This window comes from Sphingobium cupriresistens (assembly GCF_004152865.1).
Taxonomy (GTDB): domain Bacteria; phylum Pseudomonadota; class Alphaproteobacteria; order Sphingomonadales; family Sphingomonadaceae; genus Sphingobium; species Sphingobium cupriresistens.
Genome location: NZ_SEOO01000003.1, coordinates 73191 through 86110 on the forward strand (window position 1 = coordinate 73191; position 12920 = coordinate 86110).

The following is a 12920-nucleotide window of genomic DNA, read 5'->3' on the forward strand; positions in this document are numbered from 1 at the left end:
CGTTTTCGATTGGAGATTAACGGACTTATGCAGATCATCGTTCGCGACAACAATGTCGACCAGGCTCTTCGCGCGCTCAAGAAGAAGCTGCAGCGTGAAGGCGTGTATCGCGAAATGAAGCTGCGTCGTCACTACGAGAAGCCTTCGGAAAAGCGCGCCCGCGAAAAGGCTGCCGCTGTGCGTCGCGCCCGCAAGATGGATCGCAAGCGCGCCGAGCGCGACGGCGCGAAGTAAGCGCTATCGGGGCGGTCTCCGGCCGTTGCGCCATCGCCGCCCCATATTCTGCCGAACACCCTGCCCTTAATTTGCGAGAGCATGCGCCATGTCCACGACGGCCGTACCCCTTCGTCCTATCGCCAAGGGGTCGCTGACGCGCCTTTGGATCGGTGTCGCCGCGATTGCGCTGGCGGCTGGCGGCCTCGCGTGGGCGGGGCAGCAGGGCGTTGAAGCCTCGCCGTCGGCGTTCCTGACGCAAAACACCCATGCGGACGGCGTGGTGACCACCGAATCGGGCCTGCAATATAAGGTTCTGACGGAAGGCGCGGGCGCCAGCCCGACCCCCGCCGACGTGGCGCTGGTCGGCTATAAGGGCACGTTGCTGGACGGCACGGTGTTCGACGAGAATCCGCAGGCGCCGATGCCGATCGACGGCGTCGTGCCGGGCTTCTCCGAAGGGCTACAGAAGATGAAGAAGGGTGGCAAGTACCGCCTCTGGATTCCGCCGCAGTTGGGCTATGGCGACCAGGCGGCCGGCCCGATCCCGGCAGGGTCCGTGCTGGTGTTCGACGTCGAACTGCACGACTTCAAGTCAAAGGCCGAACTGATGCAGTTGCAGCAGCAGATGCAGCAACAGCAGGGCGGGCCGCAGGGCGCGATGCCGCCGGGCGCCGGGCCGCAGCCGGGCAACTAAGCTGGTTAAGCCAGAACCAATCGCGAAAAGGGGCCGGTCATCACGGCCCCTTTTTCTTGGCCCGGATCAGGCCCGGATCAGGCGTGACCCTGGCACACGCTGTCATCCTCGGCGCTCAGGCCAAAGGCCAGCGCATCGGCGCTGCCGACCCTCTCTTCCCCGGCGAACAGCTTGTCGAGTCGCGCCTTGATGTCGCGGCGATAGGCGGCCGTGGCGACCGATCGGGATGCGGAGACTTCGATGTCGCAGGCGATCGCGCCCTTGATCCGTTCGATCGCGGGTTCGTCCAGCACCCCGACGCGGCGCAACTCCTGACAGAGTTGCAGCAGTCCCGCCGCGGTCGCATGGGCGCGCAGGCCGACATTGCTCAGGTCGAAATGCAGCTTCTTCTGTTTGTCCAACGGAACGGTCATGATGGCATCCTCTCGAATCTTATGAACCTATCATAATTCCAACCGTGGAACAGGCCATCCCGTTCCCTGCGCCATCAGGCCGCAGGCTCCGGCACGACCACAGCGGGGTTCCGCTCCTTCATCGCCTTGGAGCGTTCCTCCAGATAGACTTTGATCATCGCCACGATCGGATCGGCCAGGAACAGCCCCATGATGCCGAACAATGCGCCGAACAATATCTGCGCGCCCAGCACCAGCGCCGGGGCCAGGTCGGTCGCGCGCTTCGCCACCATCGGCACGATCAGGTAACCGTCGATGATCTGCACCACCATATAGACGCCAAAGGCATAGAGGCCGGTGTCGGTCCCCCCGGAAAAGCCGACCAGGATGATGAGCACGCCCGATATGATCGACCCGATATTGGGCAGGAAGGCGAACAGGCCGGTCAATATGCCCAGCAGCCCCGCCATCGGCACGCCACCGGCCCACAGCAGCAGCCAGGTGCCCACGCCCTCCACCGCCATGCCGATCAGCCGCCCGAACATCAACCGGCGCAGCGTCCAGCCCATCTTGTCGGCGACGCGGTAGAAATGGGCGCGCTTTTCGATCGGCAGCATCCAGGCGACGCCGCGTTCGTATAATTTGGGTTCGACCGCGATGAAGATCGCCAGCACCAGCATCATCACGCCGCTGGTGATCGCGCCCACAGCCGTGCCGACCGCGGCGGTGACCCGGCCCATGCTGCTCATCGCCTGGGTCGCCAGGCCTTTCAGGTCCGACGGCGTCGCGCTGATGCCCAGTTGCTGCATCCAGCCGCCGATGCGCATCACCTGCGCCTCGACGATGGTGCGCATCGCCTGCGCCTGCGCCGCCAGGCTCGATCCGGTGAGGTAGAAGGTATAGGCCATGAAGGCGACCGCGCCGAGCAGCACGATCGTCAGCCGCCAGCCGCGCGAGATCGGCAGGATGCGGCCCAGCAGGCGGGTGCCGCCATCCATCATCGTCGCCAGCACCAGCGCGCCCATGATCAGCATCAGCGGTTGCGCGAGAATGACGACCAGCGCCACCGCGATGGCGAGCGCGAACCAGACGCCCGCGCGCTTCAATTCCTCCTGGACGAGCGGGCTGCGGACTTCGCTGGGACCGGGTTCTTCGACATGAAATGCCTGCGCGTCGCTCAAAACCCTATGCCCCTTTCAAATCATTGCGGGGGTGCAACGCTCTGTGGACGCAGGCTGTTCCCGGCCCGGCCGCTGCGCAGCGCGTGGACCCAGCTGAGCGGGTTCCAGGTCGCATCGCCGTCCAAGCTGAATGTGATGAACTCCGCCCGGCCGCCGATCGCTTCCCACGGCACCGGCCCGCCCAGGCCGTTTTCTTCCAGCGGCGCGCGGCTGTCGGCGCTATTGTCGCGATTGTCGCCCATCAGGAAGACATGGTCGGCCGGCACCCGCACCGGGCCATACCAGTCGAGCGCGCTCGGCCCCATGTCGATCGTGACATAGGTCTTGCCGTTGGGCAGGATTTCCTGCCGCACCGGCAGCTCGCAATAGTCCCTGCCGTCCTTGCCCGTCACCAATGCGCCGGGGAATTGCAGCGGCGGGCAGGGGGCGTTGCCATCGACGGCCAGACGCAGGGGTTTCAGCATCTTCTGCTTCACCGCCACGCCGTTCAGGATCACCTGGCCGCCGCGCACCTCGATAATGTCGCCGGGCAGGCCGATCACCCGCTTGATATAATCCTCGCGCCGATTCTGGGGCGACACGATGACGATGTCGCCGCGGTCGGGCAGGCGGCCCAGCACCCGACCCTTCAGGAAGGGCAGGGGGTGGAAACTGGGCGAGACATAGGACCAGCCATAGGGAAATTTGCTCACGACCAGCCGGTCGCCGGTCAGCAGCACCGGCATCATCGATTCGCTGGGAATGTAGAAGGGCTTGGCGACAAAGCTGTGGAAGGCCAGCACGGCCAGGATCAGCAGGACGATGCTTTTGAGTTCCTGCCACCAGTTGACGGCGGATCGCTGCGCGTCGTCCCCCTGTGGCGCATCGGAAAGGATCGTCTCTTCGGGCAGGTCGATGGCCGTCACGGGCGGGCTTTCGCTAGGGGGAGTGTCGTTCGCATTATCGGTCACAGGGGCAGGGCTTCGATGATGACGAAGGCCTGCGCCCATGGATGATCGTCGGTGAGCGTCAGGTGAATGACAGGCTTATGCCCCGCCGGCACCATCGATTCGAGCCGCGCCAGCGCGCCGCCGGTCAGCTTGAGCGTCGGCGCGCCGGACGGGGCGTTGACCACGCCGATATCCTTCATGAACACGCCCGCCTTGAACCCAGTGCCGACCGCCTTGGAGAAAGCCTCCTTGGCGGCGAACCGCTTGGCCAGGGTCCCAGCCTTGGTGAAGGGGCGGCGATTGCCCTTGGCCTGCTCGACCTCGGTGAAGACGCGCTGTTCGAAGCGCTGTCCGAACCGGTCGAGCGAGTTCTGGATACGCTCGATATTGCAGAGGTCGGAGCCGAGGCCGATGATCACGCGCCCCTCACTTTCACCGCGCCAGCTCCATCTGCCGCCGCATCTCTCTAATACTGCCCTCCAGCCCGCCGAACAACGCCTCGCCGATCAGGAAATGGCCGATATTGAGTTCGGCGACCTGCGGAATGGCGGAGATCGGGGCGACATTGTCGAAGGTCAGGCCGTGGCCGGCATGGGGTTCGATCCCGTTCTTGGCCGCCAGCGCGGCGGCGTCGGCGATCCGGCGCAGTTCGGCCGCGCGCGCCTCGCCGCTCAGATGGGCGTAGGCGCCGGTGTGGAATTCCACCACCGGCGCGCCCAGCCGGATCGCTGCGTCGATCTGGCGCGCGTCCGCCTCGATGAACAGGCTGACGCGAATCCCCGCATCGGCCAGCGCCGCGACGACGGGCTTCAACGTCTCGAACTGCCCGGCGGCGTCCAGCCCGCCCTCGGTCGTGCGCTCCTCGCGCTTTTCCGGCACGATGCAGGCGGCGTGCGGCCGGTAGCGCAGGGCGATGTCCAGCATCTCCTGCGTCGCGGCCATCTCCAGATTGAGCGGCACGGTCAGCGCCGCCATCAGCGTCGCCACATCCGCGTCGCGAATATGCCGCCTGTCCTCGCGCAGATGGGCGGTGATGCCGTCCGCCCCGGCCTTCACCGCCAGCAGGGCGGCCTTGACCGGATCGGGATGCTCGCCCCCCCGCGCGTTGCGGATGGTCGCCACATGGTCGATATTGACGCCAAGGCGCAGGGGCGTGGTCATAAGGCCTATTGCTTCCGGCTGCCGGGCTTGATCGCCGGGATCGCCGCCAGTTCGGGCGGCACCGCATCGGCTTCATAAACCGGGAAGTTGATGGAGACGAGCGGGTAGAAAGGCACGCCCAGATCGACTTCGCCCGCCGACCGGTCGACCAGCGCGACTTCGGCGACGACAATGCCGCCTTCCGCCTCGACCGCTTCGATCGCCTGGCGCGACGACAGGCCGGTGGTCACGACGTCCTCGACCATCAGCACCTTCTGCCCCGGCGTGATCGCAAAACCGCGACGCAGTTCGAACACGCCCTCCGGCCGCTCCAGAAACACTGCATCCTTGTCCAGCGCGCGGCCGACTTCATGACCGATGATCAGGCCGCCCATTGCCGGCGACACCACCAGATCGATCTCCTGCCGTACTTCGCGCGGTAATTTCTGCACCGTGGCGCGGGCCAGCTTGCCGGCCCGTTCGGCGTTCATCAGCACGCGCGCGCATTGCAGATAATTGGCGCTGCGCCGCCCGGACGACAGGATGAAATGTCCTTCGAGCAGCGCCCCCGCCGCCCGGAATTCCGCCAATACTTCCTCATCTGTCATGCCGTCATATATCCATGTCGGGCGGCCCGTCGCCTGTTCGCGCGGCCCGCCAATCCGTCAGCATGACGCACCTGTGGCGCGCCATGATCGCGCCCCTGTGCGCGGACCAGCGAAATAGGCGGCCAGAGGGAGCGTTGCAACAGCGAAGAAAATCTGCTCCTGCGTGCTTGAGGCATGGGGAAACCATGCCTATAAGCCGCGGCAGAACCGACCGGACGAGGATCATGCGCTTCTTGCGCGTCTTCGTTGCAGCGGCGCCAAGGGGTTACGGGGTAAGAAGACGCTATGAAAAAGGTGAAATCGCTCGTTCTCGCCGGGTTGTTGGCCTTTGCGCCAGCGCTTGGCATGAACGGACATGCGCTGGCGCAGGACAATGCCGTCGCGGCCGCGCCGGCTGCCGACAATGCCGCCGCGCCGGCCGAATCGGCCAACGCCGCCGCGCCGGCTGCTGAAGCTGCGCCCGCCGCCACGGTGGCCGCGCCGCCGCGGATGAAGCCGACCGAAGGCGTCGGTATGCCCAAGCCGGGCGAATTCACCCTGCAGGAGCAGTTCACGTCAACCGGCCATACCGCGCGCTGGCTGCATGACGTGATGCTGCTGCCGCTGATCTTCGCGATCTCCATCTTCGTCCTGATCCTGATGATCTACGCGATGTGGAAATTCCGCCGCAGCGCCAATCCGATCCCGTCGAAGACCGCACACAACACCATGATCGAGGTGATCTGGACCGTCTTGCCGGTCGTGATCCTGCTGGTCGTCGCGGTCCCCTCGATCGGCTTGCTGGCCGACCAGTATAAGCCCGCGCCCAAGGATGCCGTCGTCGTCAAGGTGACCGGCTATCAATGGTATTGGGGCTATGAATATCCCGACAACGGCATTCCCGAATTCGTTTCGAACATGCTGCCGGAAGACAAGGCGAAGGCCAATGGCGAGCCTTATCTGCTCGCGCCCGACAATCGTCTGGTCCTGCCCGCCGGCCGTCCGATCAAGCTGATCATCACCGGCGCCGACGTGATCCATGCCTTCGCCGTGCCCTCGCTCTGGGTGAAGATGGACGCCGTTCCGGGGCGCCTGAACGAGAAGAGCTTCACCATCGACAAGCCGGGCGTCTATTACGGCCAGTGTTCGGAACTGTGCGGCGCCCGCCACGGCTTCATGCCGATCGCGATCGAAGCGCTGCCCCCGGCCCAGTTCGACCAGTGGGTGCTGTCGCAGGGCGGCAAGCCCGCCGGCGCAGCGGCTGCGGAAAAGACGGCTGACGCCGCGCCCGCAGCCCCCGCCGCCGACAAGAAAATCTGATCAGGGTAGGAAGCCATGACAACCATCACCGCAGATCATCACGGCGACCACGCCCACGATCATCACGATGCCGATCATAAACCAGCCTTCTTCCAGCGCTGGTTCATGTCCACCAACCACAAGGACATCGGCACCCTCTACCTGATCTTCGCGATTATCGCGGGCATCATCGGTGGCGGCATTTCCGGCCTGATGCGCGCCGAACTCGCGCATCCGGGCATCCAGTATCTGCACACATGGGCCATGATGATGGATGGTCCGGAAGCGACGCTGGACCAGGCCTATCATCTGTGGAACGTGCTGATCACCGCCCACGGCCTCATCATGGTCTTCTTCATGGTGATGCCCGCTATGATCGGCGGCTTTGGCAACTGGTTCGTGCCGATCATGATCGGCGCGCCGGACATGGCCTTCCCGCGGATGAACAATGTCAGCTTCTGGCTGCTCATCCCCGCCTTCGCCCTGCTGCTCGGCTCGACCTTCGTCCCCGGCGGCACCGGCAATGGCGCAGGTACGGGCTGGACGGTCTATGCGCCGCTCTCGACCAGCGGTTCGGCCGGGCCGGCCGTCGACATGGCGATCTTGTCGCTCCATATCGCGGGTGCGTCGTCGATCCTGGGCGCGATCAACTTCATCACCACCATCCTCAACATGCGCGCGCCGGGCATGACCCTGCACAAGATGCCGCTGTTCGTCTGGTCGGTGCTGGTCACCGCCTTCCTGCTGCTGCTCGCGCTGCCGGTCCTGGCCGCCGCGATCACCATGCTGCTGACCGATCGTAACTTCGGCACCACCTTCTACGACGCGGCCGGTGGCGGCGATCCCGAACTCTACCAGCATCTCTTCTGGTTCTTCGGCCACCCCGAAGTCTATATCATGATTCTGCCGGGCTTCGGCATCGTCAGCCAGATCATCTCGACCTTCAGCCGCAAGCCCGTCTTTGGTTATCTCGGCATGGCCTACGCCATGGTCGCGATCGGCGTCGTCGGCTTCGTCGTGTGGGCGCACCACATGTTCACCACCGGCATGTCGGTGAACGTGAAAATGTATTTCACCGCCGCGACGATGGTCATCGCCGTGCCCACCGGAATCAAGATCTTCTCGTGGATCGCGACCATCTGGGGCGGCTCGATCAGCTTTAAGACCCCGATGGTCTGGGCGCTGGGCTTCATCTTCCTCTTCACCGTGGGCGGCGTCACCGGCGTCGTGCTGGCCAATGGCGGCGTCGACGACGTGCTGCACGACACCTATTATGTCGTCGCGCACTTCCACTACGTCCTCTCGCTGGGCGCCGTGTTCGGCCTGTTCGCCGGCTTCTACTACTGGTTCCCGAAAATGTCGGGCAAGATGTACAACGAGTTCCTTGGCCATCTGCACTTCTGGGTGTTCTTCGCCGGCGTGAACCTGTTGTTCTTCCCGATGCACTTCCTGGGCCTGTCGGGTATGCCGCGTCGCTATCCGGACTATCCGGCCGCGTTCGAAAAGTGGAACGAACTGGCCAGCCATGGCTATGAGATCATGGCGGCAGGCATGTTGATCTTCTTCATCAACCTGATCTGGTCGCTCGCGGCCGGCAAGAAGGCGGTCGGCAATCCCTGGGGCGAAGGCGCGACGACGCTGGAATGGACCCTGCCCAGCCCGCCGCCCTATCACCAGTTCGAAACCCTGCCGGTGATCGACGATAACGGCCATCATTGATGGCATGATCGACTGACAAAGCCGGGGCGGATATCATGTCCGCCCCGGTGGTGGCATTTTGCTCCGTGCGCCGTGATGGATCGCGACGGAGCCGGAACATGACATGACCAGTGTGACTTTCGACCAAGCTCTGCTCCCCGCCCATTGGCGCGATTTCGTCGCGCTGACCAAGCCGCGCGTGATGACGCTGGTCGTGTTCACCGGCCTGTGCGGTCTGCTCGCCGCGCCGGGGCATATCCACCCGATCCTCGCCTTCACCGCCATATTGTGCATCGCCATCGGCGCGGGCGCCGCCGCGGCGCTCAATCAATGGTATGAGGCCGATATCGACGCCAAGATGAAGCGCACCGCCAACCGCCCGCTACCCGCTGGCCGGATGGACCGGCAATCGGCGCTGCATTTCGGCGTGGGCCTCTCCTTCTTCTCGGTGATCCTGATCGGCATGGCGACCAACTGGCTCGCCGCTGCCGTGCTGGCCGTCTCCATCCTTTTCTACGTCTTCGTCTACACCATCTGGCTCAAGCCCCGGACGGCGCAGAATATCGTGATCGGCGGCGCGGCCGGCGCTTTTCCGCCGGTGATCGGCTGGGCGGCGGTGACCGGCGACATCAGCGCGCTGCCCGTCGCCCTGTTCATGCTGATCTTCTTCTGGACGCCGCCCCATTTCTGGGCGCTCGCCCTGTTCGTGAAGACCGATTACGCCGCCGCCGGCATCCCGATGCTGCCTGTCGTATCGGGCGAGGTCGTCACCCGCCGCCAGATCTGGGCCTATACCGCGATCATGGCGGTCGCGGCGATGGCGCCGGTGCTGCTGCAATTGACCGGCTTGGTCTATGGCACGGCGGCGCTGTTGGGCACTGCGCTCTTCGCCGTCTTCGCCTTCCAGGTCTACCGCCGGCGCGAAAGCGACCCGGCCCGCATGGCGCCCGAAAAGCGTCTGTTCAAATATTCGATCCTCTATCTCTTCCTGCTGTTCGGGGCGGTGGTCGTCGACCGCTGGCTGCTCGCATGACGCCCGAAGAGCTGGAAAAGGTTCGGGCGCGGCAAAAGTCCCGCGCGCTGGTGATGGGCCTGTTGCTCGGCGCGCTCGTGCTGCTCTTTTACGGCATCACCATCGCCAAGATGGGCGGCAACTGATGGCCACCCTTCCGCCTTCTCCCTTCGATCGCGATCGCCGCAACCGGCGCACGCTGGTCGCCATGGCGACGGTCGGGCTGGCGATGCTGGGCCTGGGCTTCGCCTCGGTCCCGCTCTACCGCATCTTTTGCGAACAGACCGGCTTTGGCGGCACGACCAAGCGCGCGTCTGCCGATGTTCAGGTGCAGGCGGCGGTCGGCCACACCATGTCGATCCGGTTCGATTCCAATGTCCAGCCCGGCATGCCCTGGCAATTCTACCCCGAACATCGGACGGATACCGTCACCATCGGGCGCAAGGATATGGCGATCTTCATCGCCAGGAACATGTCGGACAAGCCGGTGACCGGCACCGCCAGCTTCAACGTCACGCCGACCCAGGCGGGCGCCTATTTCACCAAGATCCAGTGTTTTTGCTTCACCCAGCAAACACTCCAGCCCGGCCAGGAAGTCCGCATGCCGGTGCTCTATTTTGTCGATCCGAAGATTTTGCAGGACAGCGACAACAAGGACACGCAGCAAATTACCTTGAGCTACACTTTCTATCCTGTTGAGCAGGACAAGAAGCCAAGCTAAGGCAAGCATCAGATAACGCGAACCGCGAACAGGGAAGAGACGATGGCAGGCGCCAAGAACCACGATTATCATATCCTTCCGCCCAGCATCTGGCCGCTCTTCGGCTCCATGTCGGCGCTGGTCATGGCATTTGGCGCGATCATGTGGATGCATCCCGACGCGCTGCCCGCCGGGGGCGGCTGGGTCTTCCTGCTCGGCGTCGCTGGCGTGCTGTTCACCTTCTATAGCTGGTGGGCCAATGTGATCACCGAAGCCCATGCCGGCGACCATACGCCGGTGGTGCAGCTGCACCTGCGCTACGGCATGATCCTGTTCATCGCATCGGAAGTCATGTTCTTCGTCGGCTGGTTCTGGGCCTTTTTCGACTTCTCGCTCTTCCCCAGCGCGCTCGCGCCGATCGAAGGGCTGTTCCCGTCCAAGGGCATCGAGGTGATGAACGCCTTCGAACTGCCCTTGCTCAACACGCTGATCCTGCTCTGCTCGGGCACCACCGTCACCTGGGCGCATCATGCGCTGATCCATGGCGACCGCGAAGGCCTGAAAAAGGGCCTGTGGTGCACCATCCTGCTCGGCCTGCTCTTCTCGTCGATCCAGGCCTATGAATATGCCCATGCGCCGTTCCCGTTCGGCGGGTCGCCCTACAGCTCGGGCTTCTACATGGCGACCGGCTTCCATGGCTTCCACGTCATCGTCGGCACGATCTTCCTGATCGTCAATCTGGTGCGCGTCTATAAGGGCCACTTCACCCCGCGCCAGCATTTCGGCTTCGAAGCCGCCGCCTGGTACTGGCATTTCGTCGACGTGGTGTGGCTGTTCCTGTTCGTCGCCATCTATGTGTGGGGCGGCTGGGGCGCGCCGGTCCACGGCGGCTGAACGACCGTCAGTCACTGACGACAAGACGGCCGGGGCGATGCTCCGGCCGTTTTCTTTTGCCCTGTCGATCGCTACAAGGATATCCATGACCGATCAGCCCGCACCCGCCCGAATCCCGCTGATCGCCACGATCATCGTCGCGCTCGCGGTGCTGACGATGATCGCGCTGGGCGTCTGGCAACTCCAGCGCCGCGGTGAAAAGGAACAGGCGTTGGCGCTGGCCGCGGCCAATCCCGGCCGCTCCGCCGTCGCCTTCCCGATGCTGCCGCCGGTCGCGCCCGACATCCTGTTCCGCCCCTCGTCGGTCCATTGCCTGCGCGTCGTGGGCTGGCGGATCGAGGCGGGTCGCGCCGCCGACGGATCGACCGGCTATCGTCATATCGCGCAATGTTCGACCGGGGCGGAGGGACCGGGCGCACTGGTCGCGATCGGCGTGGGGCAAAAGCCCGACGACAAGCCGAACTGGACCGGCGGGCAGGTATCAGGCTGGATTTCGGAGGAGCCGGACCACCGCGCCCTGCTATCGCGGATCGGCGGCAAGGTGACGCCCCTGCGCCCGATGCTGATCGCGCGCCAGGCCCCGGCGGGCCTCAAGGCCGCTGCGCCGCCCAGCGCCGCTGACGTCCCCAACAACCATCTCGCCTATGCGGTGCAATGGTTCTTCTTCGCTGGCGTCGCGGTCATCATCTACATATTGGCGCTGCGTCGCCGGAACGGGCCGAAATCCTCCTAAACGCTTGCTCCCGCGCGCGCGGATCGTTACCGCGCTTTCCCATTATGCAATATCAAAGCACCAGGGGCACCGCGCCCGCGCTCGGTTTCGAAGACGTCACGCTGGCGGGGCTCGCGTCCGATGGCGGCCTGTATCTGCCGACCAGCTGGCCGGCCTTTACCGTCGATCAGATCAGCGCCCTTGCCGGCCTCTCCTATGTCGAAACCGCCGTTCGGGTCATGGCGCCCTTCGTCGCGGGATCGCTCAGCGAATACGAACTGCGGGAACTCTGCACCGCCGCCTATGGCCGCTTCAGCCATCAGGCCGTGACCCCGCTGGTTCAGCTCGACCATCAGCATTGGTTGCTGGAACTGTTCCACGGCCCGACGCTCGCCTTCAAGGATGTCGCGCTCCAGCTGCTTGGCCAATTGTTCGAACGCTTCCTCTCGCGCCGCGACGATCATTTGACCATCGTCGGGGCGACGTCGGGCGACACCGGGTCGGCGGCGATCGACGCGGTGGCGGGCCGCGAAAAGATCGACATCTTCATGCTCCATCCCGAAGGGCGGGTGTCGGACGTGCAGCGCCGCCAGATGACCACCGTGCTGGCCCCCAACGTCTATAATATCGCGATCGAGGGCAGCTTCGACGATGCGCAGGCGCTGGTGAAGGCGATGTTCAACGACGCCGCCTTCAAGAGCCGTTTCAACCTGTCTGCGGTGAACAGCATCAACTGGGCGCGGCTGATGGCGCAGGTCGTCTATTATTTCTACGCCGCCGTTCGCCTTGGCGCGCCCGAACGCGAAGTCGCCTTCTCGGTCCCCACCGGTAATTTCGGCGACGTGTTCGCGGGCTATGTGGCCGCGAAGATGGGCCTGCCCGTCGCGAAGCTTATCGTCGCCACCAACGTCAACGACATCCTGCACCGCGCCTTGTCCGAAGGCGATTATAGCCAGGGCCAGGTCGTGCCGACCGCCACCCCCAGCATGGACATCCAGGTCAGCTCCAATTTCGAACGGCTGCTGTTCGACGCGGGCGGCCGCGACGGCCTGGCGCTGGCCGACCAGATGCGCGGCTTCGAAACGAGCAAGGCGATGCGCCTGACCAATGCCCAGCGCGACGGCGCGGCGCATCTGTTCAGCTCCGCCCGCGTCGATGCCGACGGCATGACGACCGCGATGCGCTGGGCCTATGACGGCGCAGGCCAGATCCTCGACCCGCACAGCGCGATCGGCCTCGCCGCCGCACGCGAAGCGGGCATCGACGCCTCCATCCCGGTGGTCACGCTGGCGACCGCCCACCCCGCCAAGTTCCGCGACGCCGTCGAACGCGCGACCGGCACCCGCCCGCCGCTTCCCGCGCGCGTCGGCGACCTGTTCTCGCGCGAGGAAAGCTACGCCAAGCTGCCTGGCACGTTCGAGGCGGTCACCGCTTATGTCGCCGAACGCGCGACCCCGCGCGGCTAA

Annotated in this window: 16 protein-coding genes; 10 read left to right on the plus strand and 6 right to left on the minus strand. The window is 64.8% G+C overall.

The genetic code is table 11. From position 1 onward, the window contains the following. The first annotated feature begins 27 nt into the window (after nucleotides 1-27). Both rpsU and EWH12_RS02855 read left to right on the plus strand, forming a co-directional pair. Complete coding sequence (gene rpsU / locus EWH12_RS02850; protein WP_006957190.1) at nucleotides 28-234, plus strand: 30S ribosomal protein S21; 207 nt, start codon at nucleotides 28-30, stop codon at nucleotides 232-234. Nucleotides 235-322: 88 nt separating this feature from the next. Continuing rightward, nucleotides 323-910, plus strand: a complete 588-nt coding sequence (locus EWH12_RS02855) for an FKBP-type peptidyl-prolyl cis-trans isomerase (RefSeq protein WP_129925640.1) — start codon at nucleotides 323-325, stop codon at nucleotides 908-910. Nucleotides 911-987: 77 nt separating this feature from the next. Here EWH12_RS02855 and EWH12_RS02860 read toward each other — a convergent pair whose 3' ends face one another. The 6 genes from EWH12_RS02860 to pyrE all read right to left on the minus strand — a co-directional run bounded on the left by EWH12_RS02860 (nucleotide 988) and on the right by pyrE (nucleotide 5160). Further along, nucleotides 988-1323, minus strand: coding sequence for a hypothetical protein (locus EWH12_RS02860; RefSeq protein WP_129925641.1), 336 nt, complete (start codon nucleotides 1321-1323; stop codon nucleotides 988-990). 74 nt (nucleotides 1324-1397) lie between these two features. Further along, complete coding sequence (locus EWH12_RS02865) at nucleotides 1398-2483, minus strand: AI-2E family transporter (RefSeq protein WP_129925642.1); 1086 nt, start codon at nucleotides 2481-2483, stop codon at nucleotides 1398-1400. Between the two features lie 20 nt (nucleotides 2484-2503). Continuing rightward, nucleotides 2504-3388 (minus strand): signal peptidase I, encoded by an 885-nt coding sequence (gene lepB / locus EWH12_RS02870; RefSeq protein WP_242495932.1) that lies wholly within the window; start codon nucleotides 3386-3388, stop codon nucleotides 2504-2506. Nucleotides 3389-3429: 41 nt separating this feature from the next. Then, entirely contained in the window at nucleotides 3430-3831 is a 402-nt protein-coding gene (gene acpS / locus EWH12_RS02875; RefSeq protein WP_066599471.1) for a holo-ACP synthase, read from the minus strand. Nucleotides 3832-3844: 13 nt separating this feature from the next. Continuing rightward, the gene (locus tag EWH12_RS02880) at nucleotides 3845-4573 is read right to left on the minus strand and encodes a pyridoxine 5'-phosphate synthase (protein ID WP_129925644.1); all 729 of its coding nucleotides are present in this window, start codon (nucleotides 4571-4573) and stop codon (nucleotides 3845-3847) included. Between the two features lie 5 nt (nucleotides 4574-4578). Continuing rightward, a complete protein-coding gene (gene pyrE, locus EWH12_RS02885) occupies nucleotides 4579-5160 on the minus strand; it encodes an orotate phosphoribosyltransferase (protein WP_129925645.1) in 582 nt (193 codons plus the stop codon). 285 nt (nucleotides 5161-5445) lie between these two features. On the opposite strand from pyrE, the gene coxB reads away from it, so the two are divergent. From coxB to thrC, 8 genes are all read left to right on the plus strand, one after another. Further along, nucleotides 5446-6459, plus strand: coding sequence for a cytochrome c oxidase subunit II (coxB, locus tag EWH12_RS02890; RefSeq protein ID WP_066599480.1), 1014 nt, complete (start codon nucleotides 5446-5448; stop codon nucleotides 6457-6459). Nucleotides 6460-6474: 15 nt separating this feature from the next. Continuing rightward, nucleotides 6475-8157 carry a cytochrome c oxidase subunit I gene (gene ctaD, locus EWH12_RS02895; protein ID WP_066599484.1) on the plus strand — a complete coding sequence of 561 codons (1683 nt, stop codon included), beginning with the start codon at nucleotides 6475-6477 and terminating at the stop codon, nucleotides 8155-8157. Between the two features lie 103 nt (nucleotides 8158-8260). Beyond that, nucleotides 8261-9169, plus strand: a complete 909-nt coding sequence (locus EWH12_RS02900) for a heme o synthase (RefSeq protein WP_066599489.1) — start codon at nucleotides 8261-8263, stop codon at nucleotides 9167-9169. After that, entirely contained in the window at nucleotides 9166-9294 is a 129-nt protein-coding gene (locus tag EWH12_RS22865; protein ID WP_269076421.1) for a hypothetical protein, read from the plus strand. Before EWH12_RS02900 ends, EWH12_RS22865 begins: the two co-directional genes overlap by 4 nt. Then, entirely contained in the window at nucleotides 9294-9869 is a 576-nt protein-coding gene (locus tag EWH12_RS02905) for a cytochrome c oxidase assembly protein (protein WP_129925646.1), read from the plus strand. Before EWH12_RS22865 ends, EWH12_RS02905 begins: the two co-directional genes overlap by 1 nt. A gap of 42 nt (nucleotides 9870-9911) precedes the next feature. Then, a complete protein-coding gene (locus tag EWH12_RS02910; protein WP_129925647.1) occupies nucleotides 9912-10742 on the plus strand; it encodes a cytochrome c oxidase subunit 3 in 831 nt (276 codons plus the stop codon). Between the two features lie 85 nt (nucleotides 10743-10827). Then, nucleotides 10828-11475 (plus strand): SURF1 family cytochrome oxidase biogenesis protein, encoded by a 648-nt coding sequence (locus tag EWH12_RS02915; RefSeq protein ID WP_066599494.1) that lies wholly within the window; start codon nucleotides 10828-10830, stop codon nucleotides 11473-11475. A 44-nt stretch (nucleotides 11476-11519) separates the two neighbouring features. Next, nucleotides 11520-12920, plus strand: coding sequence for a threonine synthase (gene thrC / locus EWH12_RS02920; RefSeq protein ID WP_129925649.1), 1401 nt, complete (start codon nucleotides 11520-11522; stop codon nucleotides 12918-12920).